The sequence below is a fragment of the Bacillus sp. 2CMS4F genome, from assembly GCF_023161785.1.
Classification (GTDB): domain Bacteria; phylum Bacillota; class Bacilli; order Bacillales; family Bacillaceae; genus Bacillus; species Bacillus halotolerans.
In genome coordinates this window covers 190,738-213,636 of the sequence record NZ_JALNTO010000002.1, presented here as the reverse complement: position 1 = coordinate 213,636, position 22,899 = coordinate 190,738, and the positions used below count along the sequence as shown (strand labels likewise).

Here is a 22,899-nt window from a genome sequence, read left to right as displayed (position 1 = left end):
CGTGATCAGATTCAGGAATTTTTCGGTATCTCCTTTATTGTAGTCACTCCGCCAAAATTTGTACAGACAAAAAAATAGAATCCGCCTCACAAGGCGGATTCTTCCGTATCTTTATTGGTACGTAATATCGTCAACCGTTTGCCGGTCTAACTTCTTAATGACTTCGGTGATTAATTTTACCGCGTTTTCATAATCGTCACGATGCAGCATGGCAGCGTGCGTATGAATGTATCGTGTTGCAATGGTAATGGACAGCGCCGGAACACCGTTTGCCGTCAAATGAATAGACCCGGAATCAGTTCCTCCGCCGGCGATCGCATCAAATTGATATGGAATGCCTGCTTCTTCTGCTGTATTGACAACTAAGTCACGAAGTCCTTTGTGGGAGACCATAGATGCATCGTACAGAATAATCTGCGGCCCTTCTCCCATTTTGCTTTGCGCTTCCTTCTCAGAAATGCCTGGTGTATCTCCGGCTATCCCTACATCAACACCAAAAGCAATATCAGGCTGTATCGTGTGCGCAGAGGTCTTCGCTCCTCTTAGGCCAACTTCTTCCTGTACAGTTCCAACGCCATACACAACATTTGGATGATCTGTGTTTTTTAAATTTCTCAAAACATCAATGGCGATCGCACAGCCGATACGGTTGTCCCACGCCTTTGCTAAAAGAAATTTTTCATTGTTCATTACCGTGAATTCAAAATGCGGAACGATCATATCGCCTGGGAGTACGCCCCATTCCAATGCTTCCTCACGGCTTGAAGCCCCGATATCAACGAACATCTCTTTGATGTCTACCGGTTTTTTTCTCGCCTCAGCAGATAAAATGTGCGGAGGCTTAGATCCGATAACACCTGTGACCTCTCCCTTTTTCGTCACGATGGTGACACGCTGAGCCAGCATGACTTGAGACCACCAACCGCCGACAGTTTGAAAACGGATAAAGCCTTTATCGGTTATTTGTGTCACCATAAAACCGACTTCATCCAAATGCCCGGCAATCATAATTTTCGGACCGTTTTCCGCGCCTGTTTTTTTCGCAATTAAACTGCCAAGCCGGTCAGTTGTCACTTCATCAGCAAATGGTTCTATGTATGATTTCATCACTTGCCTTACTTCTCTTTCATTTCCCGGAATACCTTTTGCATCAGTTAATTCCTTCAGCATGGTTAATGTTTCATCCAATTTAGCCATGATTCCAAAAACCTCCCTCATATGTCCTGCATTATTATTATACAAAACCTGACGGTAACCATACGACTATTTCACTTAAAAAGCGGGTATATCTTTTTTAACAAACTTCTTTTAGAAAAAGTGAAACCTTTTTCTATGCACTTCGTATTACATCAGATCATCACAATGAGGGAGGTGCCTTCACACAATGTTTATCATGGTTCTCCGGATACTATTGCTTGCTTTATTTGCTTACTGTATTTATGCCTTGGTCAAATATGTCGCCAATCCAAAGAGAAGACTGAAGCTGGCCCAATCAAAAGAACTTTTTTATATTATCGATGAACAGAACAATACCCGAAAGAACTTTCAATTGACGTATAAAGGCGTGCTTTTTGAAGGAGAAAAGCATATTCCTTCCAAGGATCATCCGCTGTTCATCCACACCATCTTCGTATGGACAGAGTCTCCTGAAAAGCTGAAAAACTTTTCTGCAAAAGATTTTAAGAACATTGAAGAAAAAGTACTGGAACGATATCCGGATTGTAAAATTGACTGGGATCAGCCCATAAAACTTGCAAAAAAAGCAGAAGAGCGCTAAACGCTTTTCTGCTTTTTTATAAATCAAACGGACTGTAATAGATACCGATCAACACCGCTTCAATTACCAAAAGAAACGGCACACCGTATTGAAATGATGTGTGCTTCGTTTTATGTCTGAAGGTCTGCATGCCGAGCCAGACACCAAGCGCTCCAAACACAATGGCAATCAGCCACAGCCGATCTTCAGAAATTCTCCATTTGTGGTGCTGCGCTCTTCGTTTATCTGCGCCCATCACCCAAAAACCGCACAGATTGATCAGAACTAGATATACAGCAATTATCATGTTCCCTCATCCTTTATATAAAAAAGCCGCTCTCTAAGAGCGGCTCTATATCATTATTTGTTTAATTGAGCTTTAGCAGCATCAGCAAGCTGATTGAATGCAGTAAGATCATTTACAGCAAGATCAGCAAGCATTTTACGGTTTACTTCGATACCAGAAAGCTTAAGACCGTGCATTAAACGGCTGTAAGAAAGACCGTTCATGCGAGCAGCTGCGTTGATACGAGTGATCCAAAGCTTACGGAAATCACGTTTTTTCTGACGACGGTCACGGAAAGCATAGTTTCCAGATTTCATGACCTGCTGGTTAGCTACTTTGTATAATGTATGTTTTGAACCGAAATAACCTTTTGCTAATTTAAGAACCTTTTTACGACGCTTACGTGTAACAGTTCCGCCTTTTACTCTTGGCATTATATTTCCCTCCTAATTGTTCCTTGTCCGATTACTTGATGTTAGCAAGCATTTGTTTGATACGTTTGAAGTCTCCTGCGCTTACAACAGCACTCTTGCGAAGCTTACGCTTTTGCTTTTGAGATTTGTTGGCGAATAAGTGACTTGTGTATGCATGAGAACGTTTTAACTTCCCAGAACCTGTCTTTTTAAAACGTTTAGCAGATCCGCGGTGAGTTTTCATTTTTGGCATGGGATTTCCTCCTTATTGCTTTTCGTTTTTCGGCGCGAGCATTAAGAACATGCTGCGGCCGTCCATTTTTGGTTTTGTTTCGACTGTCGCAACCTCAGCACATGCTTCAGAAAAACGGTCTAGTACACGCTGGCCGATTTCTTTATGAGTGATTGCGCGTCCTTTAAAGCGGATAGAAGCTTTCACTTTATCGCCTTTTTCAAGGAATTTAATCGCATTGCGCAACTTCGTGTTAAAGTCGTGCTCATCGATTGTCGGGCTTAATCTAACTTCTTTTAAGTTAATGATTTTTTGATTTTTGCGTGCTTCTTTGTCCTTTTTCTGCTGCTCGAATCTGAACTTTCCGTAGTCCATGATGCGGCAGACAGGCGGTTTTGCATTTGCTGCAACTAACACAAGGTCAAGATTTGCGCGGCCGGCTATTTCAAGTGCTTCCTGACGGGACTTGATTCCAAGCTGGTCGCCATTTTGTCCGATTAAGCGGACCTCACGTGCACGGATACCCTCATTAACCAATTGATCTTTGCTAATAATGAGCCACCTCCATAGTTTCTTCGAATTGATTCACAACTCTTTTGACTGCATTCTGCAGGCAAACAAAAAGTGCGGGCATTATAAAACACCCACACTACGAACATCTGTATCAATAAAAATGTACGGTCAACCTGCCAACTACATGAATGTGTCAATCAGGTGAGAAGCGGGTGCTTCTGCTTGTGATTTATATTCAATTCAATAACTATTCTACACAATGCCGGATGTTTAGTCAAGGATGACTTATCCGGAACAACTTTCTCATTGTAACATGGGTTATTTATGAGTGCAAGAGAGAAAAAGAAAATCTTTTATTCTTATCCAGAATGCAAGGTTCTGAACCCTCCAGCCCATCATGCAGGATTTTGTTAAACAGCATCGGCTGAGCCAGCGGCGCTCCATGCCGATCACTGGAAACATAACGGTTCTCGAATTTTCATTCATCTTTGCGATTTCAGCTGCCGATGCATTCATCACTTTTTTTCTTTTTCCCGACCTTCACCAGCAGGCTGGTACTGGTTTGTCTTAACGAATCGGGTATCGTGCATGTTATATTAGTATTTGATAAAGCGTATCTGCACTCAATTGACTGCTTTCTTTTATAGTATGTTTCGAATCGGCTGGCATGAAGATAAAGCATTTTTTCCTGCCGCCTGGAAAAGATCAGAAATGCAGCGTCAGGCAGCAATCCAAAAACAGCAGGAAGCGGATGCCAAAAAAGAACGGCAAGCGCAGGCACAGCGTCAGCAGAATGAGGCTTCCTCATCTAACAGCCAAAATGCGCCATCTTCCCCGAGCCAGACAGATGATGCCATTCAACAGCCGGCTTCAGAGCTTCCTGATGACGACGGCTATGGTTATAAAGAACGAAAAAAGTGGCATGACGATCAAGTGGAATGGGGCATTAAACAGGGATATATCGATCCGGAAGACGCACCATAAAATAGAAAAAGCCAAGGGTTCAACCTTGGCTTAACCTCCGATCAGCTGCACGAACACAGGAATGACCAGAACCGTTACGACCCCGACAACGACAACAGCAATACTTGCCATCGCGGCTTCGACTTCACCCATCTCGATCCCGACAGCTACACCGAGTGCGTGTCCGGACGTTCCGAGAGCCAACCCTTTCGAAATGGGATTATTCACTTTAAACACTTTTAAGAACAAAGCGCCGAGCGCATACACAATGACGGCGTTAAAGATAACAGCAAAAGCTGTGATATCGCTGATGCCACCAATATCTTTTGATAAAGGAAGCGCAATCGCTGTTGTTGCCGCCTGCGGAAGCATACTTTTCATCACTGACGCATCAAGGTGAATCCCTTTTGCAAGCAAATAGACAATCGTGACAGAGCAGATAGAGCCTACGATAATGGAGGACATAATTTGCCACCAGTATTTTTTCAGTTTATCTCTTTGTTTGTACAATGGAATGGCAAAGGCAATCGTCGCGGGTTCCAAGAAAAACTTAATGATTTCTCCCCCGTTATTATAGTCAGCGTAAGAGAAACCGCCGATTTTCAAAAATGCAATCCCTAGCACCATCGCAACAAACAATGGAGTGAAAAGGAAGAACCCTTTTGTTTTTTTAAATAAAAAGGTGCCGATGCCGAAAGCGGCCAGTGATACGACAATTCCGAAATATGGACTCATTGTGCTTTCCATTTCATGAACCTCCTGCTTCTCTTAATGATGAACAAGTTCGTTTTTCTTCTGCGGGGGCTGTACTGTTTTTGCTTTTATGTCATCAGCAGTCTTGCGTTTTCCGCTCAGTGTAAGAATAAGCTGAGAAAACAATCCTGTTGCCCCCAATAAAATAATCGTTGTGAGAAGAATGACAAGGACGATTTGCAGGCCGTATTGCTGCATCACACCAAGAGAATTCATAACAGATATACCTGATGGAACAAATAAAAATCCGATCAATGAGGTTAAAGACGCTCCGAGCGTTTCTACTTGTTCCAGTTTAATCACTTTCAAACATAATAGGAGAAATAATAAGACCAAACCTACAACCGACGCCGGTATAGGAATTGGGACAAAAGCGGCAATCATATTGGAAACCAGCATAATGACGGCAAAAATAAATGCTTGTGTTAAAAATCCGTACACTTTTTTAGCACTCATTTTCTTCACCTCTTTCTCTTTTGTACCCTCATTATAAATAAGAATCCCTCTCTATTAAGCGCTTACATGATAACTTGCCGAATATTAAAGATGAGTTGCAGCATAAAAAGGATGAAATACAAAAAGCCGCCCTGTCAAATATGGAGCAGCTTTTTTAATTCCTTGGCATATGTCCGGCTGACCGGTATTTTCGATCCGTCTTTCATGATCAGATTATAGGTGGAATTAAACCATGGCTGTATCTCTTTGATGTACTCAGTATTAACGACAAAGCTTCGATGGACGCGGAGAAAATCAGTTTCCGGCAGCTTTTTTTCAATGACAACGAGCGTATCATTGACTGAATAAGATGCATCAAAGGTTTTTACATGGACATGGCCGTCTCCGGTTCCCACAAAGATTATATCCTTCGTATCCACAATCACAATCGATTCACCGACAGATAAGGCTAATTTATGCTGGCTGGCATGGCTGATCTGTTCTGGTTCATCAATCTCCCGCTTTACCTTTTTATACTTTTTCATTGTTTGCCTAACCCTTTCTTCATCGAAAGGTTTGGTTAAGTAATCAAGAGCGTCCACTTCAAAAGCTTTAAGTGCATACTGGTCATAGGCCGTCGCAAACACAATAGCCGGGGGGTTCTTCATATTCTTCAATCGTTTTGCGATATCAAAACCATTCTCTCCGGATAAGTCAACGTCTAAAAACAGCAAATCAGGCTTTTGATCCATCATTTGGTCAAACGCTGATTCAATATTTTCCGCTTCATTGATTTCCAATTCCTCATTTGTCCTTTTGAGTAAATAAGCCAGTTCATCTCTTGCCAGAATCTCATCATCAACTATTAACACCCTGAGCATGTTCTTCTCCCTCTTTCATTTGTTGCATAGGTACTTGAAAGGAAACCTCTGTCCCTTTATGTACCTCACTCTTGATATGTAATGCAGCCTGCTGGCCGAATAAACCGATCAGCCGCTGATTCAGATTATAAAGCGCAGTCCCTGTTCCTTCCTTAGAAGGCAGCGGTTTATTCCCCAATTCCGGCAAGACGTCCGGCGGAATTCCGCGCCCATTGTCCGTGACCTTCATATAGACGGATGACTCGTCAGATAAGACACAAACCGTTACCTTGCACATGTCTTGTTTTTTTGGAAATGCGTGCCGTAATGCGTTTTCAACAAGCACCTGCAAGACAAACGGAGGAATCTCAATTTGTTCCAGTCTGCTGTCAATATCAAGCTCAATCTTATATTTCCCGGGAAAACGCGCCTGTTCTAATGACAGATAGGCTTGAAGATGGTTCAGCTCCTTTGAAAGCGGGATCAGCAGCTGTCTTGCTCCCTGGAGATTAGAACGAAAGTACACGCTAAGCTGCAGCAAAAGCTTACGGGTTTTTTCAACATCTGTCCGGCATAAAGCAGAAATCGTATTGATGGCATTAAATAAAAAATGCGGGTTAACCTGTGCTTGAAGCGCTTTGATTTCCGCATCCTTCAGAAGCTTGCTTTGCAGCTCGGCTTCACCGAGCTCAAGCTGTGTCGAAAACAGCATAGCCAGCCCCTCGGCAAGCTCCTCCTCTACCTGACTGAGGCCTGCCGGGCTTTTAAAATACATTTTTAACGTTCCGATTGTGTTGCCGTTTGATGTCAAAGGCAGTACAATCGCCGCATGCAAAGGGCATTCCGAATGGGTGCATTCAATCTCTTCCTGTGAAGTAGCCTTCATGATACGCCCTGATTTAATTACCTTTTTAGACAGGCCTGTGATCAGGCTTTTAGATGGGATATGATGGTCCATTCCCGCGCCGACATGCGCAAGTATTTTCTCATTGTCCGTCAGAGATACCGCATCCGTTCCGGTCATCTTATGGATGATGGCCGCTACACTTTTACAAGAACTTTCATTTAACCCTTGACGGAAAAAAGGAAGCGTCTGATCGGCAATGGTCAGCACCCTGTGCGTTTCAAGCGCCCTTGCCTGTTCTTCCTTGCGAATAATGGCTTGAATAATCGACAGGAAAATAAAGCTGCCTGTTCCGTTAATGAGGATCATCGGAATCCCGATCATGCTGACAAGCTCCCAAGCGTCATTGAACGGCTTTGCCATCAGCAAAATAATGACCATTTGCAAGGTCTCCATACCGATCCCGACGAGGGCTGCGATACGCGGTGTCGGCATTCGATAGCGCTTCGTAAAATACCTGCCGATCCATCCCGCAAGAAACCCTGCTAAAACGGATGAGACCGCACAGCTTAAAGCCGTGCTGCCGCCGAGCGAAAAACGATGAAGGCCTGCTAATAAACCGATTCCCGCTCCAACAAACGGCCCGCCCAAAAGCCCGCCTATTTCAACGCCCAAAATACGGGTATTTGCAATAGAGCCCGACGGATCTATTGTAAACACCCAATCATTATTCACAATCATATGTTTTTGAATTTCGATGCCGGTATAATTGCTGATGATGCTGAAAAGAGAAAAAATAGAAATCAATACGGCTTTTCCTTTGTAGCCCTCCGGATTTTGAAGTGCCTGTCTGAAAAGTTTAGTGTGGGCCAGAATAAATCCCAATATAACAATAATCCCTACTCTTTCCAGCATCATGATCATTAATTGAATCATCTGTGTCACCTGTTCTTTCCCATTTCATTTTATCATTTTTTCGGCAAATCGTTTCATGGCTGACTGTTTTTTTAAAATCGTCTGAAAACATATTTCACAAGGCTTTTATCTATTGTAGAATAAACATGAGCCTTTTGGCAGAAAGAATTGAATCTGAAGCAGAGGAGAAGATCATGAAAGCCGTATTTTTTGATTTAGACGATACACTACTTTGGGATGAGAAAAGCGTCAGAACAACATTTGCAGAAACATGTTTACAGGCCGAGAAAAAATATGGTCTTGACCCTGAGGAATTCGAAGCAGCTGTTCGGGAAGCGGCGAGAGAATTGTACATGTCTTACGAGACATACCCTTATACGGTGATGATCGGCATTAACCCATTTGAAGGGCTGTGGTCGAATTTCTCCGAGCCGATCAGTGAAGGATTTCAGAAGCTGAATAAGATTGTGCCGGAGTACAGACGAAACGCATGGACAAACGGCCTGAAAGCGCTTGGTGTCGACGATCCGGCATATGGTGAATATTTGGGAGAGTTTTTTGCAGCGGAACGCCGAAAACGCCCGTTTGTTTACGATGAAACATTTGATGTGCTTGATCAATTAAAAGGAAAGTATGAGTTGCTGCTTTTGACTAACGGCGATCCGAGTCTGCAAAAGGAGAAGCTCGCCGGCGTGCCTGAGCTCGCCCCTTATTTCAATGAAATTGTCATCTCAGGCGCTTTTGGCAAAGGGAAACCTGATGCTTCTATTTTCGAGCATTGCCTGCAGCTGATGAAGATCCAGAAAGAGGATGCCATCATGGTCGGCGATAACCTGAATACAGACATTTTAGGCGCTTCCAGAGCCGGTATCAAAACCGTATGGATCAACCGGGCGGATAAGAAAAATGAAACAGAAGTGACGCCGGATCACATCATCAGCAGCCTTCATGATTTGTTTCCTATTTTAGAACATAAATAAAAAAGCATGATCTCTTTCATGAGATCATGCTTTTTTGTATTATTTCTTCGCTTCAGCTACAGCCTTTTTCACAAAATCATCAAGTGAAATGGTTTCAGACTTCTGCTCTCCGTATTTACGGACGTTTACCGCACCGTTTTCTGCTTCTTGGTCACCGACCACAAGCATGTACGGAATTTTTTGCATTTGCGCTTCGCGGATTTTGTAGCCGATTTTTTCATCACGGCTGTCGACTTCTACACGCAGGCCTTCACGCTGGAGGCGCTCTTGTACTTGCTTCGCATAATCCAAATGCACAGCCGGAGAAACCGGGATGACTTGGAACTGAACCGGTGCAAGCCATGTTGGAAGTGCGCCTTTATGCTCTTCGATTAGGAATGCAACAAAGCGTTCCATTGTTGATACCACACCTCTGTGAATAACAACCGGACGATGCTGCTTGCCGTCTTCACCGATATATGTCAGATCGAAGCGTTCAGGCAGCAAGAAGTCCAGCTGAACAGTAGACAATGTTTCTTCCTTGCCGATCGCTGTTTTCACCTGAACATCAAGTTTAGGGCCGTAGAATGCAGCTTCGCCTTCTGCTTCGTAATAGTCATGGCCAATTTCGTCCATTGCCGCTTTCAGCATAGATTGCGCTTTGTTCCACATTTCATCGTCATCAAAGTATTTCTCTGTGTCTTCCGGATCACGATAAGACAGACGGAATGTGTAATCGTGCAAGCCGAAATCTTCATATACGTCCTGAATCAAACGAACTGTCCGGATAAACTCATCCTTAATCTGATCCGGGCGGACAAAGATGTGGGCATCATTCAGTGTCATGCCGCGCACCCGCTGAAGACCTGACAGCGCACCTGACATTTCGTAGCGGTGCATTGTGCCGAGTTCAGCGATACGAATCGGAAGCTCACGGTAGCTGTGAATATCGTTTTTATAAATCATCATATGGTGCGGGCAGTTCATCGGACGGAGCACAAGTGTTTCATTATCCATTTCCATCGGAGGGAACATGCCTTCTTGATAATGATCCCAGTGTCCTGATGTTTCATACAGCTCTTTGCTTCCAAGCACTGGTGTATAGACGTGTTCATAGCCGAGGCTGATTTCTTTATCGACGATGTAGCGTTCGATTGTGCGGCGGATTGTCGCGCCTTTTGGCAGCCAAAGCGGCAGACCTTGTCCGACTTTTTGAGAATTCGCAAACAGCTTTAATTCTTTGCCAAGTTTTCTGTGGTCACGCTCTTTTGCTTCTTCAAGCATGCGAAGATGCTCGTCAAGATCAGCTTTTTTGAAGAAAGCTGTTCCGTATACACGCTGAAGCATTTGATTATTGCTGTCACCGCGCCAATATGCACCTGCAAGGCTTAACAGCTTAAACTCTTTAATTTTTCCTGTTGATGGAACGTGTACGCCGCGGCACAGGTCAAAGAATTCGCCCTGCTCGTAAATCGATACGGTTTCTCCCTCAGGAATCGCATCCAGCAGTTCAAGCTTCAGGTCATCGCCGATTTCCGCAAAGCGGGCTTTCGCTTCTTCACGGCTGACTTCTTTTCGAACGATCGGAAGGTTCGCATTGACGATTTTTTTCATTTCTTTCTCGATTTTCGGCAGATCCTCCGGCGTAATCGCTTCTTCCATTTCTACATCATAGTAAAAACCGTTTTCGATAACAGGACCGACACCGAATTTCACGTCTTTGTAAATGCGTTTAATCGCTTGTGCCAGCAAGTGAGCCGTACTGTGGCGCATAATCTCAAGACCCTCTTCTGATCCTTCAGTAATGATTTCCACAGTGCCGTCTTCGTTGATCGGCGTTTTCAAATCGATTTCTTTTCCGTTCAGTTTTCCGGCTAATGATTTCTTTTTTAATCCCGGACTGATGGATGCCGCGATATCTTCTGTTGTTGTTCCTTTCGCAAACTCCTTGACTGCTCCATCAGGAAATGTGATTTTTACCATATCTGACATCATTGTCACTCCTTTTTTTGCATATAAAAACCCCGCCCCCTATGAAAGGGACGAGGTTGAATAAACGGAATCGTGGTTCCACCCTTTTTTCCGCAAGCCAATACACCGGCACCTGCGGCTCTAAACTCTGTAACGGGAGTTCCCGTCAGCTATTACTGTTCCTTATAAAGGGGTTCACAGCTGAGGTTCAAAGGCGGTAAAGCGAATGGTCCTTAGCTGGGAAGCTTGCAGCCGTGACTTCCCTCTCTTTAAGCCGGTATCATTCCTTCATGTCCTTATCAGTACGTGTGTCAATCTTAATCTCCTATGTATTATAAATTGTTCGTTCCAAAAAATCAACACGATTGTATTTCCTTTTTTTCAAGCGGCAGCCTTATGTTTACAGGCTGCCGGCACTTATCCCTCTGAGTGCTTGACCGGTGTTTCAGCGTTTGAAAACGCCTGAAGCGGAAGCATTTGCACACGCTCTTGAAATACGTTTTGAATCGTCCTTACCATCATATGCTCGGGCTGGTCTGTATAGAGAATCACCTCATCAGGCGCGATGGAGATCAGCGGCGCAAGCAAATGGGAGTCAATGTACATGGGATGATCCCGGACAAATCGCCTGTCTATGTATTTCATTTTTTCCCGTTCCGGCACATAGCGCATCTCCCACAGTGTAAATGAACCATCATGGACAATGTGCACCTTTTTGATTCGCGGCGGTTTAGCCATTACATAATCTCTGAGTGTCTGAATAAAGTTTTGGTACTCCTGCTCCATCTTATATTCGTCTATTGCCGCTTCCACAGTTTCTCTAAGCTGTTCGTAGTACTTTCCGAGGCGAAAGGTTTGAAAGGAACGAATTGAAAATACCCCTTCCTCTAAACAAATCGTTTGGAGCTCATCTAAAATACACTGCTTACGCGGCGGCTTCATCGGTTCAAACGGAAGAACATCAGCTTCTCCTTCTATAATACTGTGTGCGAGCTGAAGGATTTGCTGCTGCTCATCCTGGTCCGTGAAACAATACGTCTCTTCAATCAACGACAGCATATGCTCGTCTTCTTTGCAATCTAAAAAAAACTTGACCAGAATCGGCTCCATAAAACCCTGAATAGAGAAAGCCGGCTCAGCTTTTTCAATCCCGATTTTTCGTATGCCTTCACGGACAATGATGTTTTTCCGATCGTCCGAATGCTGAATGAGATGTAAAAAAGCGGCTGTATCATGGTCATCTTCAAAGATTATTTCAAGCATGTTTGTCCCCCCTTACGGCATCTGTTACAAGTATATGGGGGATGTTTTTAAAATAGACGTAAAGGTCACCGGCAAATCTTAATTTGATTCTTGAAACAGGCTTTGCATTTTCCTTCTGAAGATAAATGGCATCGCCATAAAAATGAGATAGAATCCGAGGACGAGAAAGAAGGCGGGCAAATTGCCCGTGAAAAAGCTTGCTCCCAGCACGTTCAGTGCAACGGTCCCAGGGATGATTCCCGCAGCCGTCGCCGCAAAATATGGGAGCGGCTTGACATTAGAAAGTCCTGCCGCATAGCTGACAAAGTCAAAATTAATCGGAAGGATCCGCAGAAGAAAGATATAGAAAAAACCGTTTTCCTCCATCTGTTTCTGGATGTTTTCCAGCCTTTCGTGACGGCTGTTGGTTTTTGCCGCCAACAGACCGGCTGCAAAAAATGAGACAGCCGAAGCGCACATCGACCCGAATAGTGTGTAAAGCGTGCCGAGAATCGGGCCAAAGGCCAGACCGCCCGCAATAGAAATAACTGATACCGGAAATAATACAAGCGGCCTGACGATCGATATCCCGATAAAGATAAGCGGCGCAAAGATGCCGAATGATAAAACCCATATCCGGATTTCTTTCGGAGATAGATTTAAATACTTTTTATTTGCCCAAAAAATCAAGCCTGCTCCCGCAAGCACTGCCAGCCATTTAACAGCCGTTTTAAGTTTCATACCCTCAGTTCCTTCCCCTTTGAACCGCAGCGGTTATTAATGGCGGCGGTTTTCTCCGTCAAGACGGATAGGAGCAGCCAGATATAAAATCCGCTCCATTAATCTTGCCGCTTTCACTTCTTCCTTTTCTCCCCTTTGCGAATACGTAAAATGATGCTTCAGCTCATCAGGCGAGAAATTAGAAGAGAAGAAAGTCGGTAGCTGCTGGGACATTCTGTGCTGAAGCACTGTTCCGATAACTTCATCCCTGACCCAGCTCGTCATCGATTCTGCTCCGATGTCGTCGAGCATCAATACAGGCGTGGTTTTTACCATGTTCAGCTTTTCTTCCAACGAATGATCTTGAAGCGAATTTTTCAGCTCTCTGACAAATTCGGGCACATAGACGATCATGGAGGAATACTCTTTTTCCGCCAGCTCATTGGCAATAGCGGCGAGCATAAAGGTTTTTCCTACACCGAACTTGCCGTACAAATATAATCCTTTCCCTTTTCCCGTCTCATTATAGCTTTTCAGAAAATCCGTGACATGCTGGAACATTGCAAGTCTGCTCGGATCATTAATATCGACCTGCTGGAAGGTCGCTCCGAGAAGGTCCTGCTGAATATACATGCTTTTCATGAGAGACTTCTGTTTTTTCTGCTGATCGAGCTTTCGTTTGACCGGGCATTCGTAATACTCGATATCAATAGAGCGGCCGGTCATCACAAGCTTCGGATGGTAGCCCTCCAACAGATTATTGCTGTTTTCGTCTTCTGAACAATAAGAGCAGTGCTTGCTCTGTCCAATATATTCATAAAGCTTATTTAAGCTTCTTTCAATCATTTTTTGATCGATGACGTCTTCATTTTCCTTTAAAAATGCCTGAACGTCTTGATCCTTCATCACTTTTTCTTTCATTTGTTCAAGACGCTTTTGGAAATCCGGTCTGCCGGTTACGCCCTGCAGGGAACGGCTGATTGGTTCCATGTATTACTTCACCCCGCATCTCTGCTCTTAATAGGCAGAGTATTTTTTCAGTTTTTTCATTTCTTCCATCATCTTTTTCTTCTGTTCTTCCAAGTCCTGTTCATGCAGCATGTGCTGTCCGGTTTCAGAATCGGAAGCCGTTTTCTTTTCTTTCATCCAGTCAGGAAGTTTTTCCTCGCGAATCACTTTTTGATTTCGTTTAGAAGATTGGCTCGTTTTCCCTTCAGCCCATTCGAGATACTGGCGGTTTTCTTCTATGGCAAGCTTCATCGCTTCTCTGACCGTTTTGACTTTTTTGCGCGCCCAATGGGAGGCAATTTTTTGTATATAATTTTTCGACAGCTTCATGTCGGTTTTCAGCATGACGTAATAAATCAATACATTTGTGACGCCTGGCTCCAGCTTCTGTTCAAACATAATTTCTTCTATAATTTTTAGATCTGCTTTTGACGGTTCGGTTCCGTCCGCGATATCCTGAAGAAGCTTTTTCGGTGAGATGACCTCCAGCAATGCGATCAGCTCACTATCCAGCGAATCCTCTTCTGCCGGTTTTCCGCCTTCGCGCAGATGTACCGGCTGTGTTTTCTCCACTAAGTCTGGCAGCTGTCCGTTCCTCTCAATTTGGTACCAGTCGCTTGCTGCTTTTCTTAAAGCTTCGGTGGTAATCACTTCATGCTCATCGATCGCGCTCATGACGACATTTTGCATCTGCAAAGGATCAATGCCGTACAAATAAGAAAGCTTTTTAATCGTTTCCCGCACCTGCTGTGTCATTGCTTTTCTTGGAATCATCGTCTCCGAAAGCCCCGCTAAAAACAAATCAAAATCGAACACATCCTCTGTAACGGTATAGGACGGAGCCTGTCCGACAGTTGTATACTCCCTTCCCGTCGCAAGTCTCACCGTTTCCTCCATTTCGGATGTGAGCTTCCATTCACTCGGCTGCAGTGATTCAAACGCATGATTAAACGGCCTTGTAATTTCTTTGGCGTCTTCTGAAATCGCCGGATGCGTAAAAAATTGTTTTAACTGCTGATATTTTGTTTTTCCGACCCTGTTATACAGAAAAACGTTCAGCATGCCGTCTTCGAAAAATTCATTCGGCCGCAGCGGCGGCAGCAGTTCATATATAAAGAGGCGCTCCTGCCGTTCGGATTCTTTCATATATACTTTTAGCAATCCGATGCCCTCGAGCTTTCCCTGTTCCTGATGGATCGTTTTCAAATTGGACTGGGTCATTCCCATCAGCTGTCTATGTGTGGATTCTCCGCCCCACAGACGGTTTTGTTCAAGTTCTCCCCACAATGTCATATAAAGAGAGAATGCAACAGGGCCGATTAAGGGCTGGTACAGTTGTGTAACAATTTGTCTGTCAATATCCTGCAGCATTGATTTGCTCTTCACCACATAAGGGTCTACAGGCAGTACATCTTTCCAATAGTCAGCCATACATTCTCAAACCTTCCGATTATGTTTCTACCTCTCATTTTACACCGTTTCGAATATCTATCAAATGCCAATTTTGCACATGAGAAAAGAGCTAGAAGAATCCTTTTAGCTCTTTAACGCTCTTTCTTTATTAAATCTTTTAATTCATCGATAAAGACATTAATATCTTTAAACTGCCTATAGACGGACGCGAACCGCACGTATGCGACTTCATCAACCTTAGCCAGGCGGTCCATGACCATTTCTCCGACGAACTCGCTTTTCACTTCGGAACAGCCTTGATTGCGCAGTTCTTTTTCAATGTCAAAACACATATCTTCCAGCGTTTTGAGTGAAACAGGCCTTTTTTCACACGCTTTAATAAGGCCGCGCAGCATTTTTTCCCTGCTGAATTCCTCTCGCACGCCTTCTTTTTTTACAACGATGAGCGGGGTTTCCTCCACTTTCTCAAAGGTGGTAAAGCGGTAATGGCAGGCTTCGCATTCCCGTCTTCTGCGAATGGATTTTCCGTCATCCACAGGCCGTGAATCGAGGACTCGCGTTCCGTTATGCTGGCATGAAGGACATTTCAATAAAATCAGCTCCCAACTATTTCGTTCCCTGCAATGTATATTCGGCAGCCTCCGGCTATAAAGTGATGTGACAGGCATCTGTCGGGAGAGCCGTTGTTTAGGCTGTATCTAACAGCATCAGGCGGTTTATGACATATCTCTTTCTTATTTTACAAAAAAAACGGAAAAAGAAAAAGCTAGCCGCCCCTGTTTGTTCATAAAAATAAAAGGAGCATAAGCTAAAAAGCGCGTAACGGCTTTCTAGCTCCAGCTCCCTTTGTGTTCGTGTTTACTTTATAGGACTTTCGCTTGCGCCTGTTTAATCTGCACAGGCCCCATTCCTCTTGGTATTTCAATGTTTTCTCTTGTATCAGCATGTAATGCCTCTGCAATGTAGTCAGCAGCGACATTAGGATCTAAGTCTCCACAAGTATAAACATCAATGCTTGCATATCCGTGCTCAGGAAAACTGTGAATCGTTAAATGTGATTCAGAAATAATAACGACTCCGCTTACGCCCTGCGGTGCAAATTTGTGAAATGCAACCTCGCGCACCTCAGCTCCTGATTTTAAAGCAGCATTTACAAACGTTTTTTCAATAAAATCCATGTCATTCAGCTTATCAAAATCGCATCCCCATAGCTCGGAGATAACGTGACGCCCCATTGTTTCCATAGTCATGGACCCCCCTTAACAAGAATTAAAAAGTGAAGTTCCAACAACTGGGTCGGCTATTTACCACGGGGGAAAGTTAGTCCGGAGAGGTCCTAACCCTTTAAGTAATCCCGAAACAGTCTCAAGCAAGAAGTTCACGAAAAATAGTATACTGTGTTTAAGTCTAATTTGCAAGAAGCGTTTTTTCAGAAATATGCTGTTAAGGGTTTTTTCTTAAATTGTGTCCATGACCTTATTCTATACAGCAGATGGATGTTTCATTCGTGCCGCCACATGGCGGATGAGATCAACTACTCTGCATGAGTAGCCCCATTCATTGTCATACCATGCGAGAACCTTTACTTTCCTGTCTTCCATCACCATTGTCGTAAGCCCGTCAATAACCGCCGAATGCGGATTCGTATTATAATCTGTCGACACGAGCGGTTCATCCGAATAATCAAGCACTCCGTACATTGACGTTTTGGCAGCCTGTTTGAATGCTTCGTTTACCTCTTCTGCCGTTACATCCGTTTTCAAGTCGACAACAAGATCAACTAATGAGACGTTCGGTACAGGCACACGCAAAGCGAGACCGTGAAGTTTTCCTTTCAGGTGAGGAAGAACAAGCGAAAGCGCCTTTGCCGCTCCTGTTGTCGTCGGAATGATGGATTCACCGCATGCCCGGGCGCGGCGCAAATCTTTGTGCGGATTATCAATGTTTTTTTGATCGTTCGTATAAGCGTGCACTGTCGTCATTAGACCGCTCTCAATGCCAAATTCATCATCAAGCACTTTCACAACCGGTGCAAGGCAATTTGTCGTGCATGACGCATTTGAGATAATCACGTGGCGTTCAGCATCAAATTGGTCTTCATTAACACCCATCACAATGGTAACGTCTTCATTTTTCCCCGGAGCGGTCAGAATGACTTTTTTCGCGCCCGCTTCAATATGTCCCATCGCTTTTTCTTTTGAATTAAACTTCCCTGTTGCTTCAACGACAATGTCAATATCATATTCCCGCCAAGGCAGCTGTTGCGGATCACGGCTGTTTAACAAGAGTACTTTTTTTCCATTCACAATCAGACTGTCTTCTCCAGCCTCAACCTCTTTGTCGTACCGTCCGTGATTTGTGTCATACTTTATTAAATGAGCCAGCGTTTCAGCCGAATAGCTGGCGTTAATAGCCACTACTTGAATTTGATCGTCTAACATTGCTTTTCTAAAGACCATTCTTCCGATTCTTCCAAACCCGTTTATCGCTACTTTTACCTTCACGTTGGTCACCCCTCATCAATTATGTCATTCTAAATTGTTGTCATCTGAAATTAGTATAACACATTAAAAAGAATTCGCCAGTACATATTGATAAAAATCAACGATTATAACGCTAATTTATGATGTATCATACGTTTTCTTGCACACAATATGAGGATAAAGAATCAAAAAAGCAGCCAGCGCTGCGCACTGCCTGCTTTATTTTCTTATGATTCCTGTTTCAATTTATCATTGAGCACACTTTCTTCTAATACAGAGAAAGTATTGCCGTATACCTTGTTGATATGATTCGCTCCCCAATCGCAGAGCATATCTAAAATGCCTTCTAAGCTGCGGCCGTATTCACTCAGTTCGTATTCCACTTTAGGAGGAACCTGATTGTACACGATACGGTTAATGACACCGTCAGCTTCCAGCTCACGCAGCTGCTGGGTCAGCATTTTTTGAGTGATATTCGGCATTAAACGCTTTAACTCACTTGTTCGTTTTTTTCCGTGTGTCAGGTGGCATAAAATCACGCATTTCCATTTCCCGCCTATTACTTCAAGAGTCGCTTCAACTGAAATGTTATATTTTTTCTTCTCCATGCGGTTCACTCTCCTTACAGGCACCAAAAAGTGACTATAGCACTTAAAAGTACGTACTTTTCTTTTTTGATGATATCTTTCATAATCACATTTGCCGGCTGAATTGAATCTGCTCTTTTATTTATATAGCTTGTTCGGCAGAATTTCAATCATACAACACATAACAGAAAAGGAGGAACTTGAATGACTTCAGCCAATAAAAGCAGCATTCCTGCACTTCTGGCTCTCGCCATTAGTGCATTCGCGATAGGGACAACCGAATTTATCAGCGTCGGCCTTTTGCCGTTAATATCTGATGATTTACACATTCCTGTAACAACAGCGGGATTGACCGTTTCGCTATACGCACTGGGTGTTACGTTCGGCGCGCCTATTTTAACGTCATTGACCTCAAGCATGTCACGAAAGACGCTATTGCTTTGGATCATGATCATTTTTATCGCCGGGAATACGATGGCCGCGTCGGCCTCAAGCATCGGGATTCTTTTAGCAGCACGTGTGATATCCGCTTTTTCACACGGTGTGTTTATGTCGATCGGCTCGACGATCGCAGCTGATCTTGTCCCTGAAAATAAAAGGGCGAGTGCGATTTCCATTATGTTTACAGGACTCACCGTCGCAACAGTAACCGGAGTTCCTTTCGGCACGTTTATCGGCCAGCAGCTCGGCTGGCGGTTTGCCTTTATGGTTATTATCGCCGTCGGCATTATCGCTGTCATTGCAAATGGCATTCTTGTCCCTTCCAATTTACGAAAAGGGACGAAAACAACGATGCGGGATCAATTGAAGCTTGTGACAAACGGCCGTTTACTGCTTTTATTTGTCATAACAGCTTTAGGATACGGAGGAACATTTGTTGTGTTCACTTACCTGTCTCCCCTGCTTCAGCAAGTGACGGGCTTTAAGGCCGGCACTGTAGCCATTATCCTGCTCGTTTACGGAATTGCCATTGCCATCGGCAATATGATTGGCGGGAAACTGTCCAATCGAAATCCGATCGCCGCGCTGTTTTATATGTTTATCGTACAGGCGCTCGTCCTGTTTACGTTAACATTTACGGCTCCTTATAAAATTGCTGGCCTCATTACGATTCTCTTTATGGGCTTGCTGGCCTTTATGAATGTGCCCGGCCTGCAAGTATATGTCGTCATGCTGGCTGAACGTTTTGTACCGAGCGCAGTAGATGTAGCATCCGCGATTAATATTGCAGCATTTAACGCAGGAATTGCCCTAGGATCTTTTTTGGGAGGCGTGATTACCGATTCCATCGGACTGATTCATACCGCGTGGATTGGAGCTTTAATGGTAGCAGGAGCCGTCATCTTAACAGGCTGGAGCCGCCTTCTGGAAAAACAGGATCGGCAGGCAGCCTAACATTTTAATAAGGAGGAAACAAACATGACAACACATTTACAAGCAGCAGCAACATTTCATAACGGGGTGAAAATGCCGTGGTTCGGCCTCGGTGTATTCCAAGTGGAAGAAGGATCGGAACTCGTCAATGCGGTGAAAACCGCCATTGTTCACGGTTACCGCAGTATTGATACTGCCGCTATCTACGGAAATGAAGCGGGAGTCGGGGAAGGCTTGCGGCACGGAATTGAAGAAGCCGGCATCTCCAGAGAGGATCTATTTGTCACATCAAAAGTGTGGAATGCGGATTTAGGGTATGAGGAAACATTGGCGGCATTTGAAACAAGCCTGTCAAAACTCGGTTTGGAATATTTAGATCTATACCTCATTCACTGGCCTGTGGAAGGCAAATATAAAGAAGCTTGGAGAGCACTTGAAACATTGTATAAAGAAGGCCGTGTCAAAGCGATCGGTGTGAGCAATTTCCAAATCCACCACCTGGAGGATCTGCTAAAGGGTGCTGAAATGAAGCCTATGATCAACCAAGTGGAATTCCACCCGCGCCTCACGCAAAAAGAGCTGATGGCTTATTGCAAGAAGCAAGGCATTCAAATGGAAGCATGGTCTCCTTTAATGCAGGGACAATTGCTTGATCATCCCGAACTGACAGACATTGCAACATCATATAACAAATCCGTCGCGCAAATCATTTTACGCTGGGATTTACAGCACGGCGTCATCACCATTCCTAAATCAACAAAGGAACATCGAATTAAAGCGAACGCGAACATATTTGATTTTGAATTATCACAGGATGACATGAACCGAATTGATGCGTTGAATGAAAATCTGCGCGTCGGTCCTGATCCGGACAATTTTGATTTTCAATCACAAAAACACCGTTCATAATGAACGGTGTTTTGTTATGCCCAGCAGCTGAGAATTTCCTCAAGCTGCTGTTTTGTCTCTTCGAGTGTGCCGCTATTGTCTATTACGTTATCCGCTCTTGACACTTTTTCCTCTAATGGAATTTGGGAGCGGATCCGGCTAAGCGCTTCTTCCTCCGTTAATTGGTTGCGCTTGGTCAGGCGTTCAAGCTGAAGCTCTTTTGTCACACTGACCACAATAATTTTATCCACTAAAGACTCCAATTTGCTTTCGAACAAAAGCGGGATATCTAATACTACAAATGTCTCCTGATTTGCAATGGACTCATCACGCCGCTTGAGCATTTCCTCTCTGACCGCAGGATGAACAATTGAATTCAAAGCAAGACGCTTCTGTTCATTTGTAAAGACCAGCGCCCCAAGCTTTCTTCTGTCTATATCACCATTTTCGAGCAGAATGTCTTCACCAAATTCGTCAATGATCTGCCGGTAGGCCGGCATCCCTTTTTCTACCGCTTGTTTTGCAATGATATCCGCATCTATGACAGTGATTCCTTTATCTATCAGCATATTGGCAACCGTGCTTTTGCCGCTTGCTATTCCTCCCGTTAAACCAATGACTAAGGTCAAGAGATCCACTCCTTTTTACAATTTCCAGAGCCCGATCGTGATCAGCAGAAGCCCCGGCAAAAACGCCATTTTATCGATCCATCTCCATTTAGACAGAATATGGCCGGCATTGATGCCGACTGACACAAACAGCGAACTCATAATCGCGACGGTTATGCTCATTGCAATGGGAGAAAAACCGAGAATGGCAGCTCCCATACCTGCCCCGAAGGCATCAATCGACAGGGCGAATCCCAATAACACCGCTTCAATTCCATTAATCACACCAGATTTGTCGATATCCGCACTCATCGGTTTTCTCAAAATATGGATCACAATGCCCAATGACCGAACCTCTAAATTAAGCAGCGTTTTTTCATGCAATAAGTAGTCTTTGTCTTTTGCCGGCCTGAAAAATTGATATAAAACCCACACGCCGATTCCAACCAATATTAACCCGCCGAGCTTCTCAGTCACATATACGGGGAAAAACTTGGTGAGAAAGCTTCCGATCAGCATGGATATAAACATAACAGTGCCGGAACAGAAGGCAATGACAATAATGGCTTTTAGCGGTATCTTCATTTTTCGCAATCCATACGTAAATCCGACTGAAAAACTGTCCAAGCTGACAGCTAACGCCAGCAGCAGTATAGAAACCATTTGCATATCCGTTTCTTCCTTTCTGTTGGTGCTCTTGTATCAGATGTTTAATGCCCGGAGATTCATCACAATCATGTATATGGAAAAGTGAAAAATCCGTGTTTCCGAAAAACGGCACTTCCTCTATTACAGAGTTACTGATATATGCACCGACAGCTTGGACGATGAAGCATTCCTCTATTTTTTCTGGCACTTGGCGCAAAAATGTGTGCCTCTGCCTCCGACGACAATTTTGGTAATCATGGTGCCGCAATTTTTGCAGGGCTCATCTTTTTTCCCGTACACAAAATGCTGCAACTGAAACATTCCGATTTCTCCTTGGGAATTGATATACGACCGGACAGTGCTTCCACCGGCATCAATCGCTTCCTGAAGGGTATTTTTAATTTCAGCATGAAGTTTTTTGATTTTTTTATCTGATAGCTGGTTTGCTTTTGTCTCGGGATGGACGCCCGCTCTGAACAGAGCCTCGTCCACATAAATGTTCCCGAGTCCGACGACCGTTTTCTGATCCAGAAGAGCGGTTTTGACAGCTCGGTTTGTTTTCGCCAGCCGTGCTTTCAAATACGCACTCGTAAATTCTTCTGCATCCGGTTCGGGTCCGAGCTGAGAAAGCGGCAGCTCCCCTGCTTCCTCTCCCGGTTTAAATAAATGCATGGTTCCGAATTTCCGAACGTCCCTGTAACGCAGCTGGGTTCCGTCCGTCATCGTAAATATGACATGCACGTGTTTATCGTCCGGCTCCTCCTCTTGGTGAAGTCCGTACTTTCCTTCCATACGAAGGTGGGAGACCATGACATAATGATCTAAGTAAAACAGCAAAAACTTTCCCCGTCTTCCGATGGACTGGATGGTTTCTCCTGCTAAGTTTCGCGCAAATTCCTCCGGTTCGGCAGGCCGTTTGATGATATTCGGCCATCTGATCTCCACCGATTTGATTGTTTTTCCTCTTACAAGCCCGGTCAGAGTGCGCCGGACGGTTTCAACCTCTGGTAATTCCGGCACATCCATCA

24 protein-coding genes, 2 pseudogenes and 1 other annotated feature are annotated in these 22,899 nt (G+C 44.2%); of the genes and pseudogenes, 5 read left to right on the top strand and 21 right to left on the bottom strand.

Annotated elements, in window-relative coordinates:
- Window positions 1-111: 111 nt before the first annotated feature.
- The gene (locus MTN95_RS04355; RefSeq protein WP_029441383.1) at window positions 112-1,197 is read right to left on the bottom strand and encodes a M42 family metallopeptidase; all 1,086 of its coding nucleotides are present in this window, start codon (window positions 1,195-1,197) and stop codon (window positions 112-114) included.
- A gap of 187 nt (window positions 1,198-1,384) precedes the next feature.
- Between MTN95_RS04355 and ysdB the strand changes: the two genes are divergently transcribed.
- Window positions 1,385-1,777 (top strand): sigma W pathway protein YsdB, encoded by a 393-nt coding sequence (ysdB, locus tag MTN95_RS04350; RefSeq protein WP_168748494.1) that lies wholly within the window; start codon window positions 1,385-1,387, stop codon window positions 1,775-1,777.
- 16 nt (window positions 1,778-1,793) lie between these two features.
- On the opposite strand, the gene MTN95_RS04345 is transcribed toward ysdB, so the two are convergent.
- From MTN95_RS04345 to infC, 4 genes are read right to left on the bottom strand one after another with little or no spacing between them, the layout of a single operon-like run.
- Entirely contained in the window at window positions 1,794-2,063 is a 270-nt protein-coding gene (locus MTN95_RS04345; RefSeq protein WP_010335250.1) for a DUF1294 domain-containing protein, read from the bottom strand.
- Between the two features lie 53 nt (window positions 2,064-2,116).
- Entirely contained in the window at window positions 2,117-2,476 is a 360-nt protein-coding gene (gene rplT / locus MTN95_RS04340; RefSeq protein ID WP_003222420.1) for a 50S ribosomal protein L20, read from the bottom strand.
- A 31-nt stretch (window positions 2,477-2,507) separates the two neighbouring features.
- Entirely contained in the window at window positions 2,508-2,708 is a 201-nt protein-coding gene (rpmI, locus tag MTN95_RS04335) for a 50S ribosomal protein L35 (RefSeq protein ID WP_003222418.1), read from the bottom strand.
- Window positions 2,709-2,720: 12 nt separating this feature from the next.
- A complete protein-coding gene (gene infC, locus MTN95_RS04330) occupies window positions 2,721-3,242 on the bottom strand; it encodes a translation initiation factor IF-3 (RefSeq protein ID WP_071543361.1) in 522 nt (173 codons plus the stop codon).
- A 57-nt stretch (window positions 3,243-3,299) separates the two neighbouring features.
- Window positions 3,300-3,430: a sequence feature (ribosomal protein L20 leader region), on the bottom strand.
- Window positions 3,431-3,908: 478 nt separating this feature from the next.
- On the opposite strand from infC, the pseudogene MTN95_RS04325 reads away from it, so the two are divergent.
- Window positions 3,909-4,184: pseudogene (locus MTN95_RS04325) on the top strand (hypothetical protein); the annotation flags it as partial.
- A 30-nt stretch (window positions 4,185-4,214) separates the two neighbouring features.
- On the opposite strand, the gene lrgB reads toward MTN95_RS04325, so the two are convergent.
- The 4 genes from lrgB to lytS form a co-directional block, all read right to left on the bottom strand.
- The gene (gene lrgB / locus MTN95_RS04320; protein WP_202852739.1) at window positions 4,215-4,910 is read right to left on the bottom strand and encodes an antiholin-like protein LrgB; all 696 of its coding nucleotides are present in this window, start codon (window positions 4,908-4,910) and stop codon (window positions 4,215-4,217) included.
- A 21-nt stretch (window positions 4,911-4,931) separates the two neighbouring features.
- Window positions 4,932-5,372 carry an antiholin-like murein hydrolase modulator LrgA gene (gene lrgA, locus MTN95_RS04315; RefSeq protein WP_248337074.1) on the bottom strand — a complete coding sequence of 147 codons (441 nt, stop codon included), beginning with the start codon at window positions 5,370-5,372 and terminating at the stop codon, window positions 4,932-4,934.
- 134 nt (window positions 5,373-5,506) lie between these two features.
- Window positions 5,507-6,232, bottom strand: a complete 726-nt coding sequence (locus MTN95_RS04310) for a LytR/AlgR family response regulator transcription factor (RefSeq protein ID WP_248337072.1) — start codon at window positions 6,230-6,232, stop codon at window positions 5,507-5,509.
- Window positions 6,210-7,991, bottom strand: a complete 1,782-nt coding sequence (gene lytS, locus MTN95_RS04305) for a two-component system sensor histidine kinase LytS (protein ID WP_105953431.1) — start codon at window positions 7,989-7,991, stop codon at window positions 6,210-6,212. The genes MTN95_RS04310 and lytS overlap by 23 nt, the downstream gene beginning before the upstream one ends.
- 173 nt (window positions 7,992-8,164) lie before the next feature.
- Here lytS and MTN95_RS04300 point away from each other — a divergent pair, with 173 nt between their 5' ends.
- On the top strand, window positions 8,165-8,950 hold the full coding sequence (locus tag MTN95_RS04300; protein ID WP_105953430.1) for an HAD family hydrolase: 786 nt from the start codon (window positions 8,165-8,167) through the stop codon (window positions 8,948-8,950).
- Between the two features lie 39 nt (window positions 8,951-8,989).
- On the opposite strand, the gene thrS is transcribed toward MTN95_RS04300, so the two are convergent.
- From thrS to MTN95_RS04255, 9 genes are all read right to left on the bottom strand, one after another.
- A complete protein-coding gene (thrS, locus tag MTN95_RS04295) occupies window positions 8,990-10,921 on the bottom strand; it encodes a threonine--tRNA ligase (RefSeq protein WP_010335257.1) in 1,932 nt (643 codons plus the stop codon).
- Between the two features lie 396 nt (window positions 10,922-11,317).
- Window positions 11,318-12,163 carry a putative sporulation protein YtxC gene (gene ytxC, locus MTN95_RS04290; RefSeq protein ID WP_105953429.1) on the bottom strand — a complete coding sequence of 282 codons (846 nt, stop codon included), beginning with the start codon at window positions 12,161-12,163 and terminating at the stop codon, window positions 11,318-11,320.
- A 78-nt stretch (window positions 12,164-12,241) separates the two neighbouring features.
- Window positions 12,242-12,883, bottom strand: coding sequence for a TVP38/TMEM64 family protein (locus MTN95_RS04285; RefSeq protein ID WP_248337070.1), 642 nt, complete (start codon window positions 12,881-12,883; stop codon window positions 12,242-12,244).
- A 36-nt stretch (window positions 12,884-12,919) separates the two neighbouring features.
- Window positions 12,920-13,852, bottom strand: a complete 933-nt coding sequence (gene dnaI / locus MTN95_RS04280) for a primosomal protein DnaI (RefSeq protein ID WP_024122442.1) — start codon at window positions 13,850-13,852, stop codon at window positions 12,920-12,922.
- 27 nt (window positions 13,853-13,879) lie between these two features.
- On the bottom strand, window positions 13,880-15,301 hold the full coding sequence (dnaB, locus tag MTN95_RS04275; RefSeq protein ID WP_248337068.1) for a replicative helicase loading/DNA remodeling protein DnaB: 1,422 nt from the start codon (window positions 15,299-15,301) through the stop codon (window positions 13,880-13,882).
- A 113-nt stretch (window positions 15,302-15,414) separates the two neighbouring features.
- A complete protein-coding gene (nrdR, locus tag MTN95_RS04270) occupies window positions 15,415-15,873 on the bottom strand; it encodes a transcriptional regulator NrdR (protein ID WP_010335260.1) in 459 nt (152 codons plus the stop codon).
- Window positions 15,874-16,146: 273 nt separating this feature from the next.
- On the bottom strand, window positions 16,147-16,527 hold the full coding sequence (gene speD, locus MTN95_RS04265) for an adenosylmethionine decarboxylase (RefSeq protein ID WP_003223584.1): 381 nt from the start codon (window positions 16,525-16,527) through the stop codon (window positions 16,147-16,149).
- 237 nt (window positions 16,528-16,764) lie between these two features.
- Entirely contained in the window at window positions 16,765-17,787 is a 1,023-nt protein-coding gene (locus tag MTN95_RS04260; RefSeq protein ID WP_059293437.1) for a glyceraldehyde-3-phosphate dehydrogenase, read from the bottom strand.
- Between the two features lie 206 nt (window positions 17,788-17,993).
- Entirely contained in the window at window positions 17,994-18,374 is a 381-nt protein-coding gene (locus MTN95_RS04255; RefSeq protein WP_202852745.1) for a winged helix-turn-helix transcriptional regulator, read from the bottom strand.
- A 183-nt stretch (window positions 18,375-18,557) separates the two neighbouring features.
- On the opposite strand from MTN95_RS04255, the gene MTN95_RS04250 reads away from it, so the two are divergent.
- Entirely contained in the window at window positions 18,558-19,748 is a 1,191-nt protein-coding gene (locus MTN95_RS04250; RefSeq protein ID WP_248337066.1) for an MFS transporter, read from the top strand.
- Window positions 19,749-19,772: 24 nt separating this feature from the next.
- Window positions 19,773-20,636, top strand: a complete 864-nt coding sequence (locus tag MTN95_RS04245) for an aldo/keto reductase (RefSeq protein ID WP_248337063.1) — start codon at window positions 19,773-19,775, stop codon at window positions 20,634-20,636.
- A gap of 14 nt (window positions 20,637-20,650) precedes the next feature.
- Here the strand turns inward: MTN95_RS04245 and coaE are convergent, their stop codons facing one another.
- The 3 genes and pseudogenes from coaE to mutM all read right to left on the bottom strand — a co-directional run bounded on the left by coaE (window position 20,651) and on the right by mutM (window position 22,891).
- Entirely contained in the window at window positions 20,651-21,244 is a 594-nt protein-coding gene (coaE, locus tag MTN95_RS04240; RefSeq protein WP_095714231.1) for a dephospho-CoA kinase, read from the bottom strand.
- A 15-nt stretch (window positions 21,245-21,259) separates the two neighbouring features.
- Window positions 21,260-21,910 (bottom strand): annotated as a pseudogene (ytaF, locus tag MTN95_RS04235) (sporulation membrane protein YtaF); the annotation flags it as partial.
- 153 nt (window positions 21,911-22,063) lie between these two features.
- Entirely contained in the window at window positions 22,064-22,891 is an 828-nt protein-coding gene (gene mutM, locus MTN95_RS04230; protein WP_059335582.1) for a DNA-formamidopyrimidine glycosylase, read from the bottom strand.
- Window positions 22,892-22,899 lie beyond the last annotated feature (8 nt).